Annotated in this window: 21 protein-coding genes; 6 read left to right on the top strand and 15 right to left on the bottom strand. The window is 59.3% G+C overall.

Going from position 1 to position 17,538, the window contains the following annotated elements; translation table 11 throughout:
• Positions 1 to 100 precede the first annotated feature (100 nt).
• Genes CKW16_RS17230 through CKW16_RS17220 form a run of 3 tightly spaced genes read right to left on the bottom strand, consistent with a single transcriptional unit; the run spans position 101 to position 3,508 of the window.
• Positions 101 to 1,009 (bottom strand): acyltransferase, encoded by a 909-nt coding sequence (locus tag CKW16_RS17230; RefSeq protein ID WP_095129434.1) that lies wholly within the window; start codon positions 1,007 to 1,009, stop codon positions 101 to 103.
• The gene (pta, locus tag CKW16_RS17225) at positions 1,010 to 3,109 is read right to left on the bottom strand and encodes a phosphate acetyltransferase (RefSeq protein WP_095129433.1); all 2,100 of its coding nucleotides are present in this window, start codon (positions 3,107 to 3,109) and stop codon (positions 1,010 to 1,012) included.
• A 60-nt stretch (positions 3,110 to 3,169) separates the two neighbouring features.
• Positions 3,170 to 3,508, bottom strand: coding sequence for a DUF3565 domain-containing protein (locus CKW16_RS17220; protein ID WP_095129562.1), 339 nt, complete (start codon positions 3,506 to 3,508; stop codon positions 3,170 to 3,172).
• Between CKW16_RS17220 and CKW16_RS17215 the strand changes: the two genes are divergently transcribed.
• The 3 genes from CKW16_RS17215 to CKW16_RS17205 all read left to right on the top strand — a co-directional run bounded on the left by CKW16_RS17215 (position 3,477) and on the right by CKW16_RS17205 (position 5,881).
• Positions 3,477 to 3,962, top strand: coding sequence for a peptidylprolyl isomerase (locus CKW16_RS17215; RefSeq protein WP_007901600.1), 486 nt, complete (start codon positions 3,477 to 3,479; stop codon positions 3,960 to 3,962). The genes CKW16_RS17220 and CKW16_RS17215 overlap by 32 nt on opposite strands.
• A 125-nt stretch (positions 3,963 to 4,087) precedes the next feature.
• Entirely contained in the window at positions 4,088 to 4,570 is a 483-nt protein-coding gene (locus CKW16_RS17210) for a glutathione peroxidase (protein WP_095129432.1), read from the top strand.
• Between the two features lie 207 nt (positions 4,571 to 4,777).
• Complete coding sequence (locus tag CKW16_RS17205; protein WP_095129431.1) at positions 4,778 to 5,881, top strand: NADH:flavin oxidoreductase; 1,104 nt, start codon at positions 4,778 to 4,780, stop codon at positions 5,879 to 5,881.
• Here CKW16_RS17205 and CKW16_RS17200 read toward each other — a convergent pair.
• Together CKW16_RS17200 and cysZ are read right to left on the bottom strand one after the other, a co-directional pair.
• A complete protein-coding gene (locus CKW16_RS17200) occupies positions 5,850 to 7,073 on the bottom strand; it encodes a glycosyltransferase family 1 protein (RefSeq protein ID WP_095129430.1) in 1,224 nt (407 codons plus the stop codon). The genes CKW16_RS17205 and CKW16_RS17200 overlap by 32 nt on opposite strands.
• A 40-nt stretch (positions 7,074 to 7,113) precedes the next feature.
• Complete coding sequence (cysZ, locus tag CKW16_RS17195; protein ID WP_095129429.1) at positions 7,114 to 7,866, bottom strand: sulfate transporter CysZ; 753 nt, start codon at positions 7,864 to 7,866, stop codon at positions 7,114 to 7,116.
• Positions 7,867 to 8,181: 315 nt separating this feature from the next.
• On the opposite strand from cysZ, the gene trxB reads away from it, so the two are divergent.
• A complete protein-coding gene (gene trxB / locus CKW16_RS17185) occupies positions 8,182 to 9,138 on the top strand; it encodes a thioredoxin-disulfide reductase (RefSeq protein WP_008150707.1) in 957 nt (318 codons plus the stop codon).
• Between the two features lie 67 nt (positions 9,139 to 9,205).
• Here trxB and CKW16_RS17180 read toward each other — a convergent pair whose 3' ends face one another.
• The 7 genes from CKW16_RS17180 to CKW16_RS17150 all read right to left on the bottom strand — a co-directional run bounded on the left by CKW16_RS17180 (position 9,206) and on the right by CKW16_RS17150 (position 13,687).
• On the bottom strand, positions 9,206 to 10,456 hold the full coding sequence (locus CKW16_RS17180; RefSeq protein WP_095129427.1) for an aspartate aminotransferase family protein: 1,251 nt from the start codon (positions 10,454 to 10,456) through the stop codon (positions 9,206 to 9,208).
• A 123-nt stretch (positions 10,457 to 10,579) separates the two neighbouring features.
• Positions 10,580 to 10,918, bottom strand: coding sequence for a HopJ type III effector protein (locus CKW16_RS17175; RefSeq protein WP_095129426.1), 339 nt, complete (start codon positions 10,916 to 10,918; stop codon positions 10,580 to 10,582).
• Entirely contained in the window at positions 10,911 to 11,207 is a 297-nt protein-coding gene (locus tag CKW16_RS17170; RefSeq protein ID WP_095129425.1) for a DUF1244 domain-containing protein, read from the bottom strand. Before CKW16_RS17170 ends, CKW16_RS17175 begins: the two co-directional genes overlap by 8 nt.
• A gap of 67 nt (positions 11,208 to 11,274) precedes the next feature.
• Complete coding sequence (gene folX, locus CKW16_RS17165) at positions 11,275 to 11,646, bottom strand: dihydroneopterin triphosphate 2'-epimerase (RefSeq protein ID WP_008150698.1); 372 nt, start codon at positions 11,644 to 11,646, stop codon at positions 11,275 to 11,277.
• A 2-nt stretch (positions 11,647 to 11,648) separates the two neighbouring features.
• Positions 11,649 to 12,224 carry a GTP cyclohydrolase I FolE gene (folE, locus tag CKW16_RS17160; RefSeq protein WP_095129424.1) on the bottom strand — a complete coding sequence of 192 codons (576 nt, stop codon included), beginning with the start codon at positions 12,222 to 12,224 and terminating at the stop codon, positions 11,649 to 11,651.
• Between the two features lie 22 nt (positions 12,225 to 12,246).
• The gene (folM, locus tag CKW16_RS17155; RefSeq protein WP_095129423.1) at positions 12,247 to 12,957 is read right to left on the bottom strand and encodes a dihydromonapterin reductase; all 711 of its coding nucleotides are present in this window, start codon (positions 12,955 to 12,957) and stop codon (positions 12,247 to 12,249) included.
• A gap of 151 nt (positions 12,958 to 13,108) precedes the next feature.
• The gene (locus CKW16_RS17150; RefSeq protein ID WP_095129422.1) at positions 13,109 to 13,687 is read right to left on the bottom strand and encodes an antibiotic biosynthesis monooxygenase; all 579 of its coding nucleotides are present in this window, start codon (positions 13,685 to 13,687) and stop codon (positions 13,109 to 13,111) included.
• Between the two features lie 211 nt (positions 13,688 to 13,898).
• Between CKW16_RS17150 and CKW16_RS17145 the strand changes: the two genes are divergently transcribed.
• The gene (locus tag CKW16_RS17145; protein ID WP_095129421.1) at positions 13,899 to 14,858 is read left to right on the top strand and encodes a MerR family transcriptional regulator; all 960 of its coding nucleotides are present in this window, start codon (positions 13,899 to 13,901) and stop codon (positions 14,856 to 14,858) included.
• Between the two features lies 1 nt (position 14,859).
• Here CKW16_RS17145 and CKW16_RS17140 read toward each other — a convergent pair whose 3' ends face one another.
• Together CKW16_RS17140 and CKW16_RS17135 are read right to left on the bottom strand one after the other, a co-directional pair.
• Positions 14,860 to 15,465 carry a hypothetical protein gene (locus CKW16_RS17140; RefSeq protein WP_095129420.1) on the bottom strand — a complete coding sequence of 202 codons (606 nt, stop codon included), beginning with the start codon at positions 15,463 to 15,465 and terminating at the stop codon, positions 14,860 to 14,862.
• A 54-nt stretch (positions 15,466 to 15,519) separates the two neighbouring features.
• Positions 15,520 to 15,996: a PAS domain-containing protein gene (locus CKW16_RS17135; RefSeq protein ID WP_095129419.1), complete on the bottom strand. Its 477-nt coding sequence runs from the start codon at positions 15,994 to 15,996 to the stop codon at positions 15,520 to 15,522.
• A 154-nt stretch (positions 15,997 to 16,150) separates the two neighbouring features.
• Here CKW16_RS17135 and CKW16_RS17130 point away from each other — a divergent pair, with 154 nt between their 5' ends.
• Complete coding sequence (locus CKW16_RS17130) at positions 16,151 to 16,606, top strand: flavodoxin (RefSeq protein WP_095129418.1); 456 nt, start codon at positions 16,151 to 16,153, stop codon at positions 16,604 to 16,606.
• On the opposite strand, the gene CKW16_RS17125 is transcribed toward CKW16_RS17130, so the two are convergent.
• Positions 16,587 to 17,483 carry a LysR family transcriptional regulator gene (locus CKW16_RS17125; protein WP_095129417.1) on the bottom strand — a complete coding sequence of 299 codons (897 nt, stop codon included), beginning with the start codon at positions 17,481 to 17,483 and terminating at the stop codon, positions 16,587 to 16,589. The genes CKW16_RS17130 and CKW16_RS17125 overlap by 20 nt on opposite strands.
• Positions 17,484 to 17,538: the final 55 nt, after the last annotated feature.

Below are 17,538 nucleotides of genomic sequence, written 5' to 3'. Positions count from 1 at the left end.
CCAAATGTGGGAGCGGGCTTGCTCGCGAAAGCTGACTGACATTCAACATTGATGTCGTCTGACACACCGCTTTCGCGAGCAAGCCCGCTCCCACAGGAGATCAGTGTTTGGCTGGATACTCGCGATGCATCTGCCCCAGCAACGCATCCTTGTCCTGCCACAACTGGTTGATCCAGCCCTGAAACTGCAATCGATACTCGCCGTCTTGGTCGTAGTTCTTGCCGATGAACTGCGGCGGAATCTTCAGTTCCTGAAAGTGCACCACCACGTCCTTCACGTTCCCACAGAGCAAATCCCAGTAACCGGGACGCCCGGCCGGGTAGTGAATGGTCACGTTGACGATGGCTTCCAGTTGCTCACCCATGGCATCCAGCACAAACGCAATGCCGCCAGCCTTCGGTTTGAGCAGATGCTTGAACGGCGATTTCTGCTGGGCATGCTTGCCTTCGGTGAAGCGCGTGCCTTCGACGAAGTTGAAAATCCCCACCGGGTTATGGCGGAACTTGTCGCAGGTCTTGCGGGTGGTTTCCAGGTCTTTGCCTTTCTTCTCCGGGTGCTTCTCCAGGTAGGCCTTGGAATAGCGCTTCATGAACGGAAAGCCGAGCGCCCACCACGCCAGACCAATCACCGGGACCCAGATCAGTTCCTGTTTGAGGAAGAACTTCAGCGGGCGAATCTTCCGGTTCAGCACGTATTGCAACACCATGATGTCGACCCAGCTCTGGTGGTTGCTGGTAATCAAATACGAGTGCTGATAGTCCAGGCCTTCCAGGCCGCTGAGTTTCCAGCGTGTGTGGCCGAGCAAATCCATCCACGCTTTGTTGTTGCTGATCCAGGCTTCGTGGATGTGGCTCATCAGCCAATCGGTAAAACGCTGGGCGGCGGGGAAGGGCAATAGCAGTTTGAAGATCGCCACGATGAACAGCGGTGTGCAGCAGGCAATCGTGTTCAGCGCCAACAGCAGCGAGGCAATCACGCCTCGCAGCGGTGCAGGTAGGGAATCCAGCATTTAAAGATCCAAAGGTCGGTTGGCAGCTTGAATCGCGGTCAACGCGATGGTGTAGACGATGTCGTCGACTTGCGCGCCGCGCGGCAGGTCGTTCACCGGTTTGCGCAGGCCTTGCAGCATCGGCCCGAGGCTGACGCAGTCGGCGCTGCGCTGCACCGCTTTGTGGGTGGTGTTGCCGGTGTTCAGGTCGGGGAACACGAACACTGTGGCGCGACCGGCGACCTGGCTGTTCGGTGCCAGTTGTCGGGCGACGGTTTCGTTGGCGGCGGCGTCGTATTGCAACGGACCGTCGATCAGCAGCGAGTTCTGTTGTTCATGGGCGAGCAACGTCGCTTCGCGCACCTTCTCGACTTCTTCGCCGCTGGCCGATTCACCGCTGGAGTAGCTGATCATTGCCACGCGCGGGGTGATGCCGAAGGCAGCTGCCGAGTCGGCGCTTTGCAGCGCGATCTCGGCCAGTTCGCTGGCGCTCGGGTGCGGGTTCATCACGCAGTCGCCGTAGACCAGAACCTCTTCGGGAAACAGCATGAAGAACACCGACGACACCAGCGTGCAGCCCGGCGCCGTTTTAATCAGCTGCAGGGCCGGGCGGATGGTGTTGGCGGTGGAGTGAATGACGCCGGACACGAGGCCGTCCACTTCATCCAGCGCCAGCATCATGGTGCCGATCACCACGGTGTCTTCCAGTTGCTGCTCGGCCATCGGCGCGTTGAGGCTTTTGGTTTTGCGCAGGGCAACCATCGGCTCGACGTAGCGCTCGCGAATCAGGTCCGGGTCAAGAATCTCCAGCCCCGGCGGCAACTCGATGCCTTGGGCGCGAGCGACGGCTTCAACATCCGCCGGTTTCGCCAGCAACACGCAGCGTGCAATGCCGCGTGCCTGACAGATCGCCGCGGCTTGCACCGTCAACGGCTCGCTGCCTTCAGGCAGGACGATGCGTTTGTTGGCAGCCTGGGCACGCTGGATCAATTGATAACGGAACACCGCGGGCGACAGGCGCATTTCCCGAGGCGTGCCGCAGCGTTGGTGCAGCCACTTGGCGTCGAGGTGGCTGGCGACGAAGTCGGTGATGATCTCCGCACGCTCGCGGTCGTCGATCGGGATTTCCTTGTTCAAACCGTTCAACTGGTTAGCGGTGTCGTAGGAACCGGTGCTCACAGACAACACCGGCAGGCCAGCCTGCAACGCGCCACGACAGAGGTCCATGATGCGCGGGTCGGGCAGGGTGTCGCTGGTCAGCAACAGGCCGGCCAGCGGCACGCCGTTCATGGCGGCGAGGCTGACGGCGAGGATGATGTCGTCGCGATCACCGGGCGTTACCACCAACACGCCGGGCTTGAGCAGCTCCACGGTGTTGCGCATGGTGCGGGCGCAGATGATGATTTTGGTCATGCGCCGGGTTTCGTAGTCACCGGCATTGAGAATTTGCGCGCCCATCAGATCGGCGACGTCGCGGGTGCGCGGGGCGTTCAATTCCGGCTGGAACGGGATGCAACCCAGCAGACGGAAATCGCCACTGCGCAGCAATGGCGAATGCTCTTTCAAGCGTGAGGCGAAGGCCTCCATGCTCTCCTCGGTTTTGACCTTGTTGAGGATCACGCCGAGGACTTTCGGGTCTTTCGGGCCGCCGAACAATTGCGCCTGCAATTCCACTCGGCCGGACAGTTCGGTCAACACTTCGTTTTCCGGTGCCGAGACCAGGATCACTTCGGCGTCGAGGCTTTTCGCCAAATGCAGATTGACCCGCGCGGCGTAGCTGGCGCTGCGGGTCGGGACCATGCCTTCTACGATCAGCACGTCTTTGCCGACAGCAGCCTGTTGATAGAGGGTGATGATTTCTTCGAGCAACTCGTCCAGCTGACCATCGCCGAGCATGCGCTCGACATGGGCCAGACCGAGCGGCTGAGGCGGTTTCAAGCCGTGAGTGCGCGCCACCAGTTCGGTGGACCGTTCAGGCCCGGTGTCGCCTGGGTGCGGCTGGGCAATCGGTTTGAAAAAACCGACCTTGAGGCCGGCCCGCTCAAGAGTACGCACCAGCCCGAGGCTGATGGAGGTCAGACCCACACCAAAATCGGTGGGCGCGATAAAAAAAGTTTGCATGCGAATTCTCTAAAGGTGCATGGCAATGGTGAACGCCTATGACTGGCCTTCTACCGAAATTCAGTCGCCAAGGTTAGCGCTAACCGAGCCTTGTGCGCACCAACCGCAATCAAAGGGCTGGCCTATTTTTTCAATACGTTGCGCGGGGTCCAGGACCCAGGCGCGTGATTGCCACGGTGGCTGGTGGCGCAGGTGCTGGGTGTGACCGCAGGAAAGCTCGGCTACCCAGTGCCCGTCCTCATCCTGATGGAAGCCTGTGACCGTCGAGCCTTTCGCCGCCACCCGTCTGTCCGGGTTGTGTTCGCTTTCGGGCGATTGCTTCGCTAAACTTGGCCATTCTTCATTCTTATGCAAAAGGTCTCGCCCCATGCTGATCGCCGCCAATAAGGCTGTCTCCATCGACTATACCCTGACCAACGACGCTGGTGAGGTCATCGACAGCTCCGCCGGCGGCGCGCCGCTGGTCTACCTGCAAGGCGCAGGTAACATCATTCCGGGCCTGGAAAAGGCTCTGGAAGGCAAAGCAGTCGGTGACGAACTGACTGTCGCCGTAGAACCTGAAGATGCCTATGGCGAATACGCTGCCGAACTGGTCAGCACGTTGAGCCGCAGCATGTTCGAAGGCGTCGACGAGCTGGAAGTGGGCATGCAGTTCCACGCATCCGCTCCGGACGGCCAGATGCAGATCGTCACCATTCGCGATCTGGACGGCGACGATGTCACCGTCGACGGCAACCACCCGTTGGCCGGTCAGCGCCTGAATTTCCAGGTCAAGATCATCGACATCCGCGACGCCAGCCAGGAAGAAATCGCTCATGGTCACGTCCATGGCGAAGGTGGCCATCACCACTGATTTTCTGCGCTAAGCTTTCGAGAACTGGAGAGGCGCCCGAGGGGCGCCTTTTTTAGTCCGCGGCTGTCCCTGGTGACACCGCCAAGTGGCTGTTTCGAGAAGAACACGGGAATCTGGAGTTCGTCATGAGTGCTTTTCACGACCTTAAATTGACAGCCCTGGATGGTCAGGAGCTACCGCTGGCACCCCTCAAGGGGCACGTCGTGCTTGTGGTCAACGTCGCCTCCAAATGTGGCTTGACCCCACAATACGCGGCGCTGGAAAACCTCTACCAGAAATACAAGGGCCAGGGTTTCAGCGTGCTGGGCCTGCCGTGCAACCAGTTTGCCGGTCAGGAACCGGGCTCCGAGCAAGAGATCCAGGAATTTTGCAGCCTCAACTATGGCGTGACCTTTCCGTTGTCCAGCAAGCTGGAAGTCAACGGTCACGATCGTCATCAGTTGTACCGTCTGCTGGCGGGCGAGGGGGCTGAATTTCCCGGTGACATTACCTGGAACTTCGAAAAATTCCTGCTGGGCAAGGATGGTCGCGTGCTGGCGCGGTTCTCGCCGCGAACGGCGCCGGATGATCATGCTGTCATCCAGGCGATCGAAAAAGCGCTGAGCTAAAAGAAAGATCAAAAGATCGCAGCCTCGTTTCACTCGACAGCTCCTACACAGCCAGGCGGTTCATGTAGGAGCTGTCGAGTGAAACGAGGCTGCGATCTTTTTGCTTCTGTCTTTTGATCCTTAATCACCAAAATCAATAGTGCTGTTCAGCGCGGCTGACTCTCCATATTATCGTCGTCATAAAGTCTATATCCCGTGGAGCGTCCCATGCCCGTCAAAGCCCTGTTCAAACCGTTCCACCTCGGCACCCTCGAATTGCCGACCCGCGTCGTCATGGCGCCGATGACCCGTTCGTTTTCGCCGGGTGGCGTTCCCAATTCCAAAGTGATCGAGTACTACCGTCGTCGCGCCGCTGCGGGTGTGGGTCTGATCATCACCGAAGGCACCACCGTCGGCCACAAGGCTTCCAACGGATACCCGAACGTGCCGCACTTCTACGGTGAAGCAGCGCTGGCCGGCTGGAAGAAAGTGGTCGACGCGGTTCACGCCGAAGGCGGCAAGATCGTTCCGCAGCTGTGGCATGTCGGCAGCGTGCGCCGCATCGGCACCGAGCCGGACGCCAGCGTGCCGGGTTATGGTCCGTCGGAAAAATTGAAGGACGGTCAGGTCGTGGTTCACGGCATGAGCAAGCAAGATATCCAGGACGTGATCGCCGCGTTTGCCCAAGCCGCCAAAGATGCCCAGAGCATCGGCATGGACGGCGTGGAAATTCACGGTGCCCACGGCTACCTCGTGGACCAGTTCTTCTGGGAAGGTAGCAACCAGCGCACCGATGAATACGGCGGCAGCCTGGCTAACCGTTCGCGTTTCGCCATTGAACTGATCCAGGCGGTGCGTGCAGCGGTCGGCGAAGGCTTTCCGATCATCTTCCGTTTCTCGCAGTGGAAGCAGCAGGATTACACCGCGCGTCTGGTGCAAACGCCGCAAGCGTTGGGCGAATTCCTCAAGCCGTTGTCCGACGCCGGCGTGGATATTTTCCACTGCTCGACGCGCCGTTTCTGGGAGCCGGAGTTCGACGGTTCCGAGCTGAACCTGGCCGGCTGGACCCGTAAGCTCACCGGTAAACCGACCATCACCGTGGGCAGCGTCGGCCTGGATGGCGAGTTCCTGCAGTTCATGGTCAACACCGACAAGATCGCGCAGCCGGCCAGTCTGGAAAAACTGCTGGAGCGTTTGAACAATGATGAATTCGATCTGGTGGCAGTAGGTCGTGCGTTGCTGGTGGACCCGGACTGGGCGCAAAAAGTGCGTGACGGCCGTGAAGAAGACATCCTGCCGTTCAGCCGTGAGGCGTTGATGACCCTGGTTTAAGCCGAGGCTCAATACCTGGGGCAAGCGGGGTCTGACAGGCCCCGCGCAACTGCCCTTCAAATTGCTCGATAATCGCGGCCCAGCCCTGGCGACTCGCATGCTGACGCGCATTAAGCCGTATGCAGCGCAAGGTTTCGCGCTCCTCCAGCAGCCAACACGCTGCATCGCAGAACGCCTCTTCGTCCCCCGGCATCGCCAGTACGCCGTTGTAGCCATGGCGGATGTGCTGAGCCGCCGCCGCTTGATCGTAGGCCACCACACCCAAACCCGAAGCCAGTGCCTCAAGCACCACGTTGCCGAAAGTCTCGGTCAGGCTTGGAAACAGAAACACATCCCCCGAGGCATAGTGACTGGCCAAGGCTTCGCCGCGTTGTGAGCCACAGAAAATCGCCTCGGGCAGTTCTTTCTCCAGGACCACTCGTTGCGGGCCGTCGCCGATCACGATCAACTTCAGGTTTTTCTGTGGATAAGTCGTACGCAGCCTTTCGAAACTGCGCTTGAGCAAGCCAAGATTTTTCTCCGGTGCCAGACGACCTACGTGGATGACGGCAATGTCACTGTCGGCCAACCCCCACTGTTCGCGTAGCGACGTCAGCCGCTTGGTCGGGTGAAACAACTGGCTGTCGACCCCACGCGACAGCAATGCCAGGCGCTCGAAATGCCGGCGCTCCAGTTCCATTCTTTGGCTCACGCTTGGCACCAGGGTTAGCGTCGAACGATTGTGAAACCAGCGCAGGTAATGGGTCAGCAATCGCGTCAGCAGTCCAAGCCCATACTGGCTGGAATACTGCTGGAAATTTGTGTGAAAGCCGCTGACCACGGAAATCCCCAAACGCCGCGCCGCGCGTAACGCGGACAATCCCAGCGGTCCTTCCGTGGCGATGTACAGCACGTCCGGCCGATGACGCTTCCAGCGCCGCAGCAGCTTGTGCATCGACGACTGACCCCATTGCAAGCCCGGATAACCCGGCAGCGGCCAGCCTCGACACAGCAACAACGCATCATCGCTGCCCAACTGCTGATCGCAACCCTGACGCGGTCGCACCAACTCCACTTGATGCCCGCGCGCGCGCAAGCCGTCGTACAAGCGGCCGAGGGTATTGGCCACTCCGTTGATTTCGGGAGGGAAGGTTTCGGTGATCAGGGTGATATGCAGAGCTGTCGTCATGACCTCAGTGTCGGCTGAGGCCATGTCGTCAGTGTGACGGTGGGATGATGGATTTGTGACCGGGTCAGCGCTGGGTCACCAGGTTTTCCGCGCCGCGTTCACGTACCCAGAACAAGGTCGCACCCGCCACGGCGGCCGGCATCATCAGGATGTTGACCACCGGAATCAGCAGCACCAGATAAACACTGCCGCCGAAACTCATGCTCTGCCAGCGCTTCTCGCGCAGCCAGGCGAGCATCTCGTTCCAGCCGAGTTTGTGGTTATCCGCCGGGTAGTCGATGTATTGGATCGCCATCATCCACACCCCGAACAGCAGCCACAGTGGCGCAGCGATGATGTTCAGCACCGGAATGAACGAGAGAATGAACAACCCGATGGCGCGCGGCAGGAAGTAGCCGAGCTTGCGCATCTCCCGGGCCAGGGTGCGGGGGATCATTTCGATCAGCTCGCCCCAGCTGAAGGACGGGAAGTCGTCGGTGCCACGCACCACCACTTCGACTTTCTCCGCGAGGAAGCCGTTAAAGGGCGCAGCGATGATGTTGGCCAGCATGGTGAAGGTGAAAAACACCATAAACACCACCAGCACCACGAACAACGGCCAGAGGACATAACTGAGAAAACTCAGCCAGTCGGGCAGGGACGGCATCAACGTATCGACCCACAGGCTGAATTGATGGCTGGCCAGGTAGATCAATCCGACGAACAGCACCAGGTTGATCACCAGCGGCAACAGCACGAACAAACGCAGGCTTGGGCTCAGGACCAGCTTGAGGCCTTCGCGCAGGTATTGCGGGCCGGACAGAACGGGGGCGGGCATAACGTGCTCCGAGCAAAGGGGAAACGCGCCGACCTTACCGGCTTTGCCTGACGGGCGAAAGCGCGGTAGCAGCATCGACATTAACTGTAACAAAGGCGCCTATGTATCCATCGTGATCGGATAGAGACCGCCTATGAGCTGGATTGTTAAACCGTATTTCCTTAATCTTCGCCCCCTCGATACGCTGCACCCAATCTTTTTACAGGACTGTCGAGCTCAAGCCTTCCCCAAGTGCTTTCAACGGTCCTTTTTTATTCCCGCCGGCAACCCGGCGTTCCGCGCCAGAAGTTTCGGGCCGGTCAACAGGAGCAGGTCATGTCTGAAGTCCGTCATTCGCGAGTGATTATTCTCGGTTCCGGCCCTGCCGGTTACAGCGCCGCGGTCTATGCCGCCCGTGCCAACCTCAAGCCACTGCTGATCACCGGCATGCAAGCCGGCGGTCAACTGACCACCACCACCGAAGTCGATAACTGGCCTGGCGACGTCCACGGCCTGACCGGCCCGGCGCTGATGGACCGCATGAAAGAGCACGCCGAGCGCTTTGAAACCGAAATCGTCTTCGATCACATCAATGCCGTGGACTTCGCTGCCAAGCCGTACACCCTGACCGGCGACAGCGCGACTTACACCTGCGACGCCCTGATCATCGCGACCGGCGCCAGCGCTCGTTACCTGGGCCTGCCGTCGGAAGAAGCGTTCATGGGCAAAGGCGTTTCGGCCTGCGCGACCTGCGACGGTTTCTTCTACCGCAACAAGCCAGTGGCTGTGGTCGGTGGCGGCAACACCGCTGTTGAAGAGGCGCTGTACCTGGCCAACATCGCCAGCAAAGTGACTTTGATCCACCGTCGCGAAACCTTCCGCGCCGAGAAGATCCTGATCGACAAGCTGAATGCCCGGGTTGCCGAAGGCAAAATCGTCTTGAAGCTGAACTCGACTCTGGACGAAGTCCTGGGCGACAACATGGGCGTGACCGGTGCCCGCCTGAAGAACAACGACGGCAGCTTCGACGAGCTGACAGTTGACGGCGTGTTCATCGCCATCGGCCACACCCCGAACACTTCGCTGTTCGAAGGCCAGCTGACGTTGAAAGACGGCTACCTGGTTGTGCAGGGCGGCCGTGACGGCAACGCCACTGCCACCAGCCTCGAAGGTATCTTTGCCGCCGGTGACGTGGCTGACCACGTTTACCGTCAGGCCATCACCTCGGCCGGCGCCGGCTGCATGGCGGCACTGGACGCCGAGCGCTACCTCGACGACCTGCAGAACGCTTGATTCTGATTCTGTAGAAAGCAAAAAAACCGGCCTCGGCCGGTTTTTTTGTGCGCCCAGATTCATATTGTCAGGACAGTTTTGCGAAGCACGCCTCAAGAATATCCAGCCCTTCCTCCAGCACCGAAGCCTCAGTGGTCAACGGCGCCAAAAGCCGAATGATGTGGCGCGACTTGCCGCTGGGCATCAGCAGTAAACCCGCGTCTCGCGCCAGCGCCAGCAGCTGCGTCAATTGCGCCGAGGCCGGTGTGCCGTCGGCATTGGTCAGCTCGATGCCGCGCATCGCACCGACGCCGGTCAAGCGGCCCAGATACGGCGACAGCTTGCGGGTGCGCCAGGATTGGTAACGGCTGACAATCGCTTCTTCCTGTTGCGCGCCCCAGGCGTGCAGGTTCGCATCGGTCATCTCGTCCAGGGTTGCCAGTGCCGCGGCGCAGGCGATGGGATTGCCCGAATAGGTGCCGCCCAGTCCGCCCTTGGGCAAGGTGTCGAGCAGCGACTTGCGCCCGACCACCGCACCCAGCGGCACGCCGCCGGCGATGCTTTTACCCAGCAGAATCAGGTCCGGCTCAATGCCCAGTCGCGAAAACGCAAAACGCTGGCCGGTGCGACCGAAGCCGGACTGGATTTCATCAGCGATCAACAGGATGTTCTTTTCATCACAGAAGCGGCGCAGCGCCTGGGCGAACTCTACGTCCAGCGTCAGGAAGCCCGATTCGCCCTGCACCGGTTCGACGATGAAACAGGCGACGTCATCGACGTCGATCTCGACGCTGAACAGCCGGTCCATGGCCTTCAATGCCTCGGCGCAGGTCACGCCGTTGTCCTTGCTCGGGAAGGGCAGGTGAAAAACCGGACCGGGCAGCACGCCGACTTTCTGTTTGTAGGGCGCGACTTTGCCGTTGAGGTTGAGCGTGGCGAGGGTGCGGCCATGGAAGGCGCCGTCGAAGGCGATGACGGCCGTGCGACCGGTGGCGCCACGGACGATCTTCAGGGCGTTTTCCGCCGCTTCCGCGCCGCTGTTGGTGAGCATGCCGCTGACCGGGTAGTCCACCGGAATAAACGCGGTGAGACGATCCATCAGTTCGATGTAGGGCGCATGCGGGGCGGCGTTGAACGCGTAGTGGGTCAGCCGAGTGGCTTGTTCGCGAATGGCCTCGACGATGCGCGGATGGCAATGGCCGAGGTTCAGTACACCGATGCCACCGACGAAGTCGATGTAGCGTTTGCCATCGGTGTCCCACACCTCGGCATTTTTGCCGTGGCTGAGTGTGACCGGATGAACGATGTTGATCGACTGGCTGATGGTTTCGCTGCTCATGGGTGACCGACTCTGAAGAAGGGATGCTTCTTTTTATCTAAGCCGTGAGCAGCGGTGCCCGGCAAACGAAATAAAGTTGCCGGGTCAATCTTAAAAGTCGGGATGTGTTTGGAAGGTGTTGAATCAGCGGCGAGTCAGCGGTTGCTGCGAGAACTTCACACCGGCCAATCCATGAGCAATCAGCGCGCGGATATTGCCGTGATCGCTGCCTCCAGGCGTGGCCACCACCGAACGGTAATGCTCGCCGAACGCCAACAGCGCTTCTTCATCACTCAAGCCTTCCAGCAGCGCCAGACCCAATGTCTTGCACGAACCTTCGTTCTGCCCGGCTGCGTTTTCCACGCCGCCGTTGTTGAAAGCCTGAGGCTGATAGTCGTAGCCGGCGGCGATGAAGGCCAGGGTGTCGGCAAAAACGTGTTCGCCGCTCTTGAGGCTGGCGCGCAGGGTGTTCAAATCACTCATTGGGTTTTCCTTTGGCGAACGCCGCTTGTTGTTCGGCGTTGGCTTCTTGCTGGTATTGGGCTTTCCACTCGGCGTACGGCATGCCGTAAACCACTTCGCGGGCATCATCGAGGCTGACCTCGATCTGGCGTTCGTCGGCAGCGGCCTTGTACCACTTGGACAAGCAGTTACGGCAGAAACCGGAGAGGTTCATCAGGTCGATGTTCTGCACATCCTTGCGGCTGTCCAGGTGGGCGACCAGCCGGCGAAAGGCGGCGGCTTCGAGTTCCAGGCGTTGTTGATCGTTCATGGCGGGCTCTGTGCAATCAAATCGTGCGCGGATGATAAAAGTCTGACGAGCAATGCGCCAGACGCGGTCAGCGGCTTGCTGCAAGCGTAATAGACACCGACTCGGCGAATCGCAGGGCGTGGGGCTTGTCGACTTCGACTTCGGCGTACAACACCGACTCGTTGGCCATGACCAGATCGAGAATTTCCTGAGTCAGGCGCTCGAGCAGGGCGAAGCGATTACCCTCCACGTGGGCGATGATCGCCTTGGTGATGGTGCGGTAGTTCAGCGCGTGATCGATGTCGTTGTCACGCACCGCTTCCTGAGCGGCATACAGGATGGTCAGGTTGATCTGCACATCCTGCTTGTTGAGGATTTCATCCTCGTTGATCCCGATGAAGGTCCGCAGGCACAGATTCTTGACCCGGATGCGTGCCGTTCCTGGTTGAAGTTGTGGCATTGCTACTTGCTCCGTCCAATCAATTGCAGGAACTCCTGGCGGGTGTTGCTCGAATCGCGGAAGGCGCCGAGCATCACCGAGGTGTTCATGGTCGAATTCTGTTTCTCGACGCCGCGCATCATCATGCACATGTGCTTGGCTTCGATGACCACCGCGACGCCTGCCGCACCGGTCACTTGCTGTACCGCTTCGGCGATTTGCCGGGTGAGGTTTTCCTGGATTTGCAGGCGACGGGCGAACATGTCCACCAGTCGCGCAATCTTCGACAGGCCCAGCACCTTGCCCGTTGGAATATAAGCCACATGCGCCTTGCCGATGAAGGGCAGCATGTGATGTTCGCAGAGCGAGTACAGCTCGATGTTGTCGACGATGATCATTTCATCGTTGTCGGAAGCGAACAGTGCGCCGTTGACGATCTCTTCGACACTTTGCTCATAACCATGGCAGAGGTACTGCATGGCTTTTGCCGCGCGAGCCGGGGTGTCTTGCAGACCCTCGCGGTCGGGGTTTTCACCGAGGCCGATGAGGATCTCGCGATAGCTCTGGGACAGGGCGTTCTGGGGCAGGGATAACGTCATGGAACATCCTCGCGGGGGCCGCTTATTTGATGTGCCGTCCGCCGTTGACGGTCAGGGTCGTGCCGGTGACATAAGGGTTGTCGAGCAAATAACGCAGGCTCTGGTAGATCACTTCGCAGCCAGGTTCGATACCCAGCGCGGACTTGGCCAGTGCCTTGGCGCGGTACGCCGCGTCGTCGTCGGGGTTGAACATTAGCAGGGCTGGCGCGATACCGTTGACCTTGATTGTCGGCGCGTATTTCGCGGCGAAGGACAAGGTGAGGCTGTCGAGCCCGGCTTTGCTGGCGCAGTAGCCAATGTGCTTGCTGCTGCCCCTGCGGGTCACGTCGTCGCTGATGTGCACGATGTCGGCGGGGCTTGAGCGTTGCAGCAAGTCGGCACAATGCAGATTGATCAGGTAGGGCGCCAGCATGTGGACGTTGAACATGCGGGTGAAGGCAGTGGCGTCGGTGTCCGGGGTTTCGGCCAGCCATTCGGAGGCGTTATGGACAATCGCCCGCAGGCTGTCGGTGTGGTTTTTCAGTTCGCTGATGAACGCGAAGATTCCGGCTTCAGTGGAGAAGTCGGCAAATACCGCGGTCGCCCCCAGGTCGCGCAGGGTTTGCACGCCGGGGCGTTCACTGCGGTAGCTGAAGATCACCGGCTGGCCATCCTCGAGCAAACGCTGCGCGCAGTGCAGGCCAACACGTTGGCCGGCACCGGTGATGAGGATCGGGGCTACGAAAGAGGTCATGAACGGCTCGCGTCGCGGTAAGAGCAAAACTATACCAGCGACAGGAGTTGTTCACCTATGGGCCTTTGTAGGAGCGAGGCTTGCCCGCGAAGAACGATGACGCGGTTTGACAGACGGACCGCGTTGCCCCATTCGCGGGCAAGCCTCGCTCCTACAGAGATCGGTGATTTTGGGGGGAGGGTGTAGCGGGCAATGGCCGTGGTGTCGCGCTGTTCAGCCAGCTGGCCAGCAGGCGGGTCGACAGTGGAATGAAGAAGTAGACCATCAGCGGGGTCAGGCACAAGGTACTGATGAACACCCGGCTCAGCAGGCCCATGTCGCTCAGCAACGGCTCGAGGACAACGTTGAACAGCAGGGAAACCGGAAAGAATGCCAACCAGATCGCCACGGCCTGTTTCCAGCGTGGTGGGCGCTGGCCGGTCGCGCCGAACCAGCCTTCGATGCCGCTGACACGATGTTCTGTTGGATGGGCAAACAAGTCACTGCCGCGTGCCAGCCAGGCGGTGCGCGAGGCGGAATGCTCCCAGGCGTGCAAAGTCTGCTCGTCGGCGAAGCGGAAAATAATCTGGAATTCGTCATCGTCGGGCGGCGGAGCGAGCACGCCAGAGCCGAGATAACCGGGAAAATCGGTGGCCAGTTGTTCGCCTTCGCGTAACCAGGCGATCAGGTCTTGATAACGCCCATCGGCGACGCGGCGCGCAACCATCAGCGTGACGGGTGAGGTAGACATTGTGTATCTCCGTATGACAATTGCGTCGCTCCGGATGGGAGTTTCGCCAGGCGCAGCGCCGGGGTGGTGGGCTGCGTCTTGGAACAAGCAAGGATTATTCCTGATTCTGCCTGGAACGTCAGTGATATTTGTCGCCATCAGCATCTTGAATGGTATGGGGGGAGGGGAGGTAGAATGGGATCCAATTTATACATGGACGTAGAATTATAAAATGCCTGTCCTGACTGACGTTGTTCCTGGATTGCAGCCCTGTCTTCCACTCGAGCAGGAAGAACTGTTTCCGATACGCGAAGTGGCGCGCCTGACAGGGGTCAACCCGGTCACGCTACGTGCATGGGAACGCCGCTATGGGCTGATACAGCCCGCGCGCACCGAAAGTGGGCATCGACTGTATTCCATGACCGATATCGATCAGGTCCACAGCATCCTTGGCTGGATCGAACGCGGCGTTGCTGTCAGTAAAGTTGGCAAGATCCTGGCCAGGATTGCACCGCTTCAGGCGCTGTCGCACATCATCCCGAATGAACTCGTGCAAGCTGACTACACGCAATGGCAGCAACAAGTTCAGGCAGTTGTGAATGCCTTTGACGAGGTTCAACTGGAGCAGGTCTATGGACAGATCTTTTCCAGTTATCCCCTGACTGTCGTGTTTCAGGACATTCTGCTTCCACTCTGGAAGCAATTGCTGCAGCGCCAAGAAACGTTCGGTCAGGCCAGCGAGTGGTTTTTCCTGGATGGTTTTTTGCGTTCTCGAGTGTTGCAACGCCTGCTGCTGGTGCGTGTCCTGCAGCCTCGACGGGTAATTGTCTGCGCCCTCAACGATCAGTGTCGTGAACTCGAAGTGCTGGTAACGGCACTGTTTCTGAGCAGTGTCGATTCGGCTATTCAAGTGTTGGCTATCGGTCAGCCATTCGATGAATTGGCCTTGGTCTGCGAAAGAGTCAAACCGAAGGCGCTGGTGCTGGTTTCCAATCACGCGCCTGCGCCCGAGTTGCCACGGCGATTGAAGCGCCTGGCCTTGAGCCTGGATTGTCAGTTGATGCTGACGGGGGATGCGTCCGATCTGGTGCAGGAGAGCCTGGCTGGATCGTCGATTGGATGTCTGGGTAACGAAGGAATGGTCATCCGTCAGCGTTTGAAACAGTTCCTGGCAGGCAACCTGGACACTTGAATCAGAGATGCATGGCCGGATGCGTCAGCCGATGTTGCTGGAGGATGTATTGGCGCAGACGCTCGGTTTCGTCCCTGTCACCCTGATTCAACTGATAGGCAAAGAAGCCGCTCTCGGTTTCTTTCTCGAAGGTGCCGCGCAACGCGATGCGCTCGTAGCCAGACGGGCTGAACCACAAGGCGAAATGTTTGGGCGGTTTGGTCCTGTTGCGAACTTCCAGCAAGACCCCTTTGAACGACACTTCGTGCACCCACAGGGTACCGGGCTGGCCATTGGCATTTTCCAGCGCTACCGGTTCTTCGAGTACCAGGCGCCATGGCCGGACCATCGGTCCGTCTTCATAGATGCTGGGGACGCCGAGGCGTAAATGCATTGCGTGAAATTCGTCTTCCACCAAATGCAGCGGGAAGGTCATTTGCTGATTTTCGAAGTTGGCCTGAATGGTGACTTGCTCATGAGCGGCAAGGCGCGTGAGCAGGTCACGAATCTGTGAACCGCCGTTGACGAGCAGGCTCGACGTCGCATCCCGCACATTGAGTTGCGGGTTGTGTTGCATTTTCTGGATAAAATCCAGCTCATCCTGGGTCAGGAGTGCGTCGCGTTGCATGATCTGCTCGACAGAAAAATTTACAAAGTCACCGGTGATTGTAGTTAATGACATTCAATTCTTGGTTTGGTTTTCGCCGTTCGTCGCTTTTAGTGCGGCAAGCTCGGTCTGGACCTTAGCCAATTGCGCCTCCAACTGCGCGACTCGCTGCTGCGCCTTGACCTGAAGGGTGACGTCTTTCTGCACACCGATGAAATAAGTCTGTCCGTCATCCGGGTTATTCACAGTCGATAGGGACAGCTCGTTCCAGAACGGCGTGCCGTCCTTGCGATAATTCCTGAGGATTTCCCGGCAGGAACCGCCACTGCTCAACGCCTCGCGAATCAACGGGAGAGCTTCCTGGTCGCGGTCCCCTGACTGAAGAAAACGGCAATCCTGGTAGAGGATTTCTTCGCTGGTGTAACCCGTCAGGCGTTCGAATGCCGGATTGACGTAAATCAGGATGTTGTCCTGCTCGCCTTCCTTTTCGGCAATCACGATGCCGTCGTTGGAAGCGTTGATCACCATTTGCAGCAGTTGGGCGTTAATCATCGGAGAGTCCTTTCCAATTTGATTGTGAGATGCATTCTAAAAGAACACTGACAACTTTCTACTGGTCAGCAGCGTTAATTGAGAGTCAATCGCAGCTTTTTTGTCACGGCTGTTAATATCCCCCGTCTTTTTACTCAGCTTCAGGATCAGATTGATGAAAGTCGCCATCCTTTCCGGCTCGGTGTACGGCACGGCTGAAGAAGTCGCCCGCCACGCCGCAAATATTTTAAAAGCTGCGGGTTTCGAAACCTGGCACAACCCGCGTGCGACCCTCGCCGATGTTCAGGCTTTTGGTCCCGAAGCCTTCCTGGCGGTGACCTCGACCACCGGCATGGGCGAGTTGCCTGACAACCTGCAACCGTTGTATTTCGCCATTCGCGACCAGTTACCAGCTGCCTGGCGTGGCTTGCCGGGCGCCGTGATTGGCCTGGGTGATGCGAGTTACGGCGACACGTTTTGCGGCGGTGGCGAGCAAATGCGTGAATTGTTCGGCGAACTGGGCCTGCGCGAAGTCCTGCCCATGCTGCGTCTGGACGCCAGTGAAAGCGTGACGCCGGAAACCGATGCCGAGCCTTGGCTGGCGGAGTTGGTCAGCACTCTGCGGGGCTGACCGGCCGCTCGCGCAGCAGGGCGAGCCAGGCTTGCGCGGCTTTTGACAGGTACGCGCCCTGACGCCAGATGAAGGCGATATCCCAGCGTAGATAGCTCGGCGCGTTCAAGGTCAGGCGCACCACGCCTGGCCGCACCAGCCCGCGAGCCACCACGCGCGGCAACAGCACCACACCTTGACCGGCGGCCACCAGCGCTGCAAGAAAGTCAGCCTGGCCGCTCCGACCGCCTTCCTTCGGCGTAAACCCCAGCTGCTGGCAGGCTTGCAGCAAGCGGTCGTTGAGTACGAAGCTGCGCTGATACAGCAGGAATGGCGTGTCGGCCAACTCCTCCAGACCAATCACAGTCTTCGACGCCAGCGGATGATCGGCCGGCAGCAGGGCGTCCAGCGGTTCATCGCAGAATGGCTGGAAGGCGAACTGCGGGTCCTTCGTCAACAGGCTGCCACCCAGTTCCAGCTCCCCACTCAAAACGGCCTGTTCGATGTTCAGGCTACCGCCCTCAAGCAATTGAATGCTGATGTTGGGATAGCGTCGCCGGTACTCGGCGAACAGTCCGGCGAACAGCGCGTCGCTGCCCAGTAGCGGCAAACCCAGACGCAATTCCCCGCGGGCCAGTTGGCTCAAGTCATCCAGCTCACTGAGCAGTTCGTTGCGCAGCCGCAACATGCCTTCGGCCCGTTGCAGGACCACGCTGCCGGCGGCGGTCAGGCGCAGCTGCGAACCCTGCCGTTCGAGCAGCGCAGTGCCGAGGCTCTGTTCCAGCTGAGCGACCTGCTTGCTCACCGCCGATTGACTGATGTGCAAGGTCTTGGCGGCCTGAGTAAAACCACCCTGATGCATGACCTCGACGAAGCTGCGTAGCTGTTTGAATTCCATCTGCCTGATTCCATTTTGGAATGGCTTCGAGTCTAACAATTCGCTTCGGCTATGG

Source organism: Pseudomonas sp. Irchel s3h14 (assembly GCF_900187425.1).
Taxonomy (GTDB): Bacteria; Pseudomonadota; Gammaproteobacteria; order Pseudomonadales; family Pseudomonadaceae; genus Aquipseudomonas.
This window is presented reverse-complemented; position numbering and strand designations above follow the sequence as displayed.

Bases quoted from the DNA above. Each gene is read 5' to 3' on its own strand.
- CKW16_RS17200 (WP_095129430.1), bottom strand. From the start codon at position 7,073: ATGGCCTCAGCCGACACTGAGGTCATGACGACAGCTCTGCATATCACC.
- CKW16_RS17175 (WP_095129426.1), bottom strand. From the start codon at position 10,918: ATGAGTGATTTGAACACCCTGCGCGCCAGCCTCAAGAGCGGCGAACAC.
- CKW16_RS17210 (WP_095129432.1), top strand. From the start codon at position 4,088: ATGAGTGCTTTTCACGACCTTAAATTGACAGCCCTGGATGGTCAGGAG.
- cysZ (WP_095129429.1), bottom strand. From the start codon at position 7,866: ATGCCCGCCCCCGTTCTGTCCGGCCCGCAATACCTGCGCGAAGGCCTC.
- CKW16_RS17180 (WP_095129427.1), bottom strand. From the start codon at position 10,456: ATGAGCAGCGAAACCATCAGCCAGTCGATCAACATCGTTCATCCGGTC.
- CKW16_RS17205 (WP_095129431.1), top strand. From the start codon at position 4,778: ATGCCCGTCAAAGCCCTGTTCAAACCGTTCCACCTCGGCACCCTCGAA.
- folE (WP_095129424.1), bottom strand. From the start codon at position 12,224: ATGACGTTATCCCTGCCCCAGAACGCCCTGTCCCAGAGCTATCGCGAG.
- CKW16_RS17140 (WP_095129420.1), bottom strand. From the start codon at position 15,465: ATGCAACGCGACGCACTCCTGACCCAGGATGAGCTGGATTTTATCCAG.
- CKW16_RS17220 (WP_095129562.1), bottom strand. From the start codon at position 3,508: ATGGAGACAGCCTTATTGGCGGCGATCAGCATGGGGCGAGACCTTTTG.
- CKW16_RS17170 (WP_095129425.1), bottom strand. From the start codon at position 11,207: ATGAACGATCAACAACGCCTGGAACTCGAAGCCGCCGCCTTTCGCCGG.
- folM (WP_095129423.1), bottom strand. From the start codon at position 12,957: ATGACCTCTTTCGTAGCCCCGATCCTCATCACCGGTGCCGGCCAACGT.
- CKW16_RS17145 (WP_095129421.1), top strand. From the start codon at position 13,899: ATGCCTGTCCTGACTGACGTTGTTCCTGGATTGCAGCCCTGTCTTCCA.
- folX (WP_008150698.1), bottom strand. From the start codon at position 11,646: ATGCCACAACTTCAACCAGGAACGGCACGCATCCGGGTCAAGAATCTG.
- CKW16_RS17130 (WP_095129418.1), top strand. From the start codon at position 16,151: ATGAAAGTCGCCATCCTTTCCGGCTCGGTGTACGGCACGGCTGAAGAA.
- trxB (WP_008150707.1), top strand. From the start codon at position 8,182: ATGTCTGAAGTCCGTCATTCGCGAGTGATTATTCTCGGTTCCGGCCCT.
- CKW16_RS17135 (WP_095129419.1), bottom strand. From the start codon at position 15,996: ATGATTAACGCCCAACTGCTGCAAATGGTGATCAACGCTTCCAACGAC.
- CKW16_RS17125 (WP_095129417.1), bottom strand. From the start codon at position 17,483: ATGGAATTCAAACAGCTACGCAGCTTCGTCGAGGTCATGCATCAGGGT.
- CKW16_RS17230 (WP_095129434.1), bottom strand. From the start codon at position 1,009: ATGCTGGATTCCCTACCTGCACCGCTGCGAGGCGTGATTGCCTCGCTG.
- CKW16_RS17150 (WP_095129422.1), bottom strand. From the start codon at position 13,687: ATGTCTACCTCACCCGTCACGCTGATGGTTGCGCGCCGCGTCGCCGAT.
- pta (WP_095129433.1), bottom strand. From the start codon at position 3,109: ATGCAAACTTTTTTTATCGCGCCCACCGATTTTGGTGTGGGTCTGACC.
- CKW16_RS17215 (WP_007901600.1), top strand. From the start codon at position 3,477: ATGCTGATCGCCGCCAATAAGGCTGTCTCCATCGACTATACCCTGACC.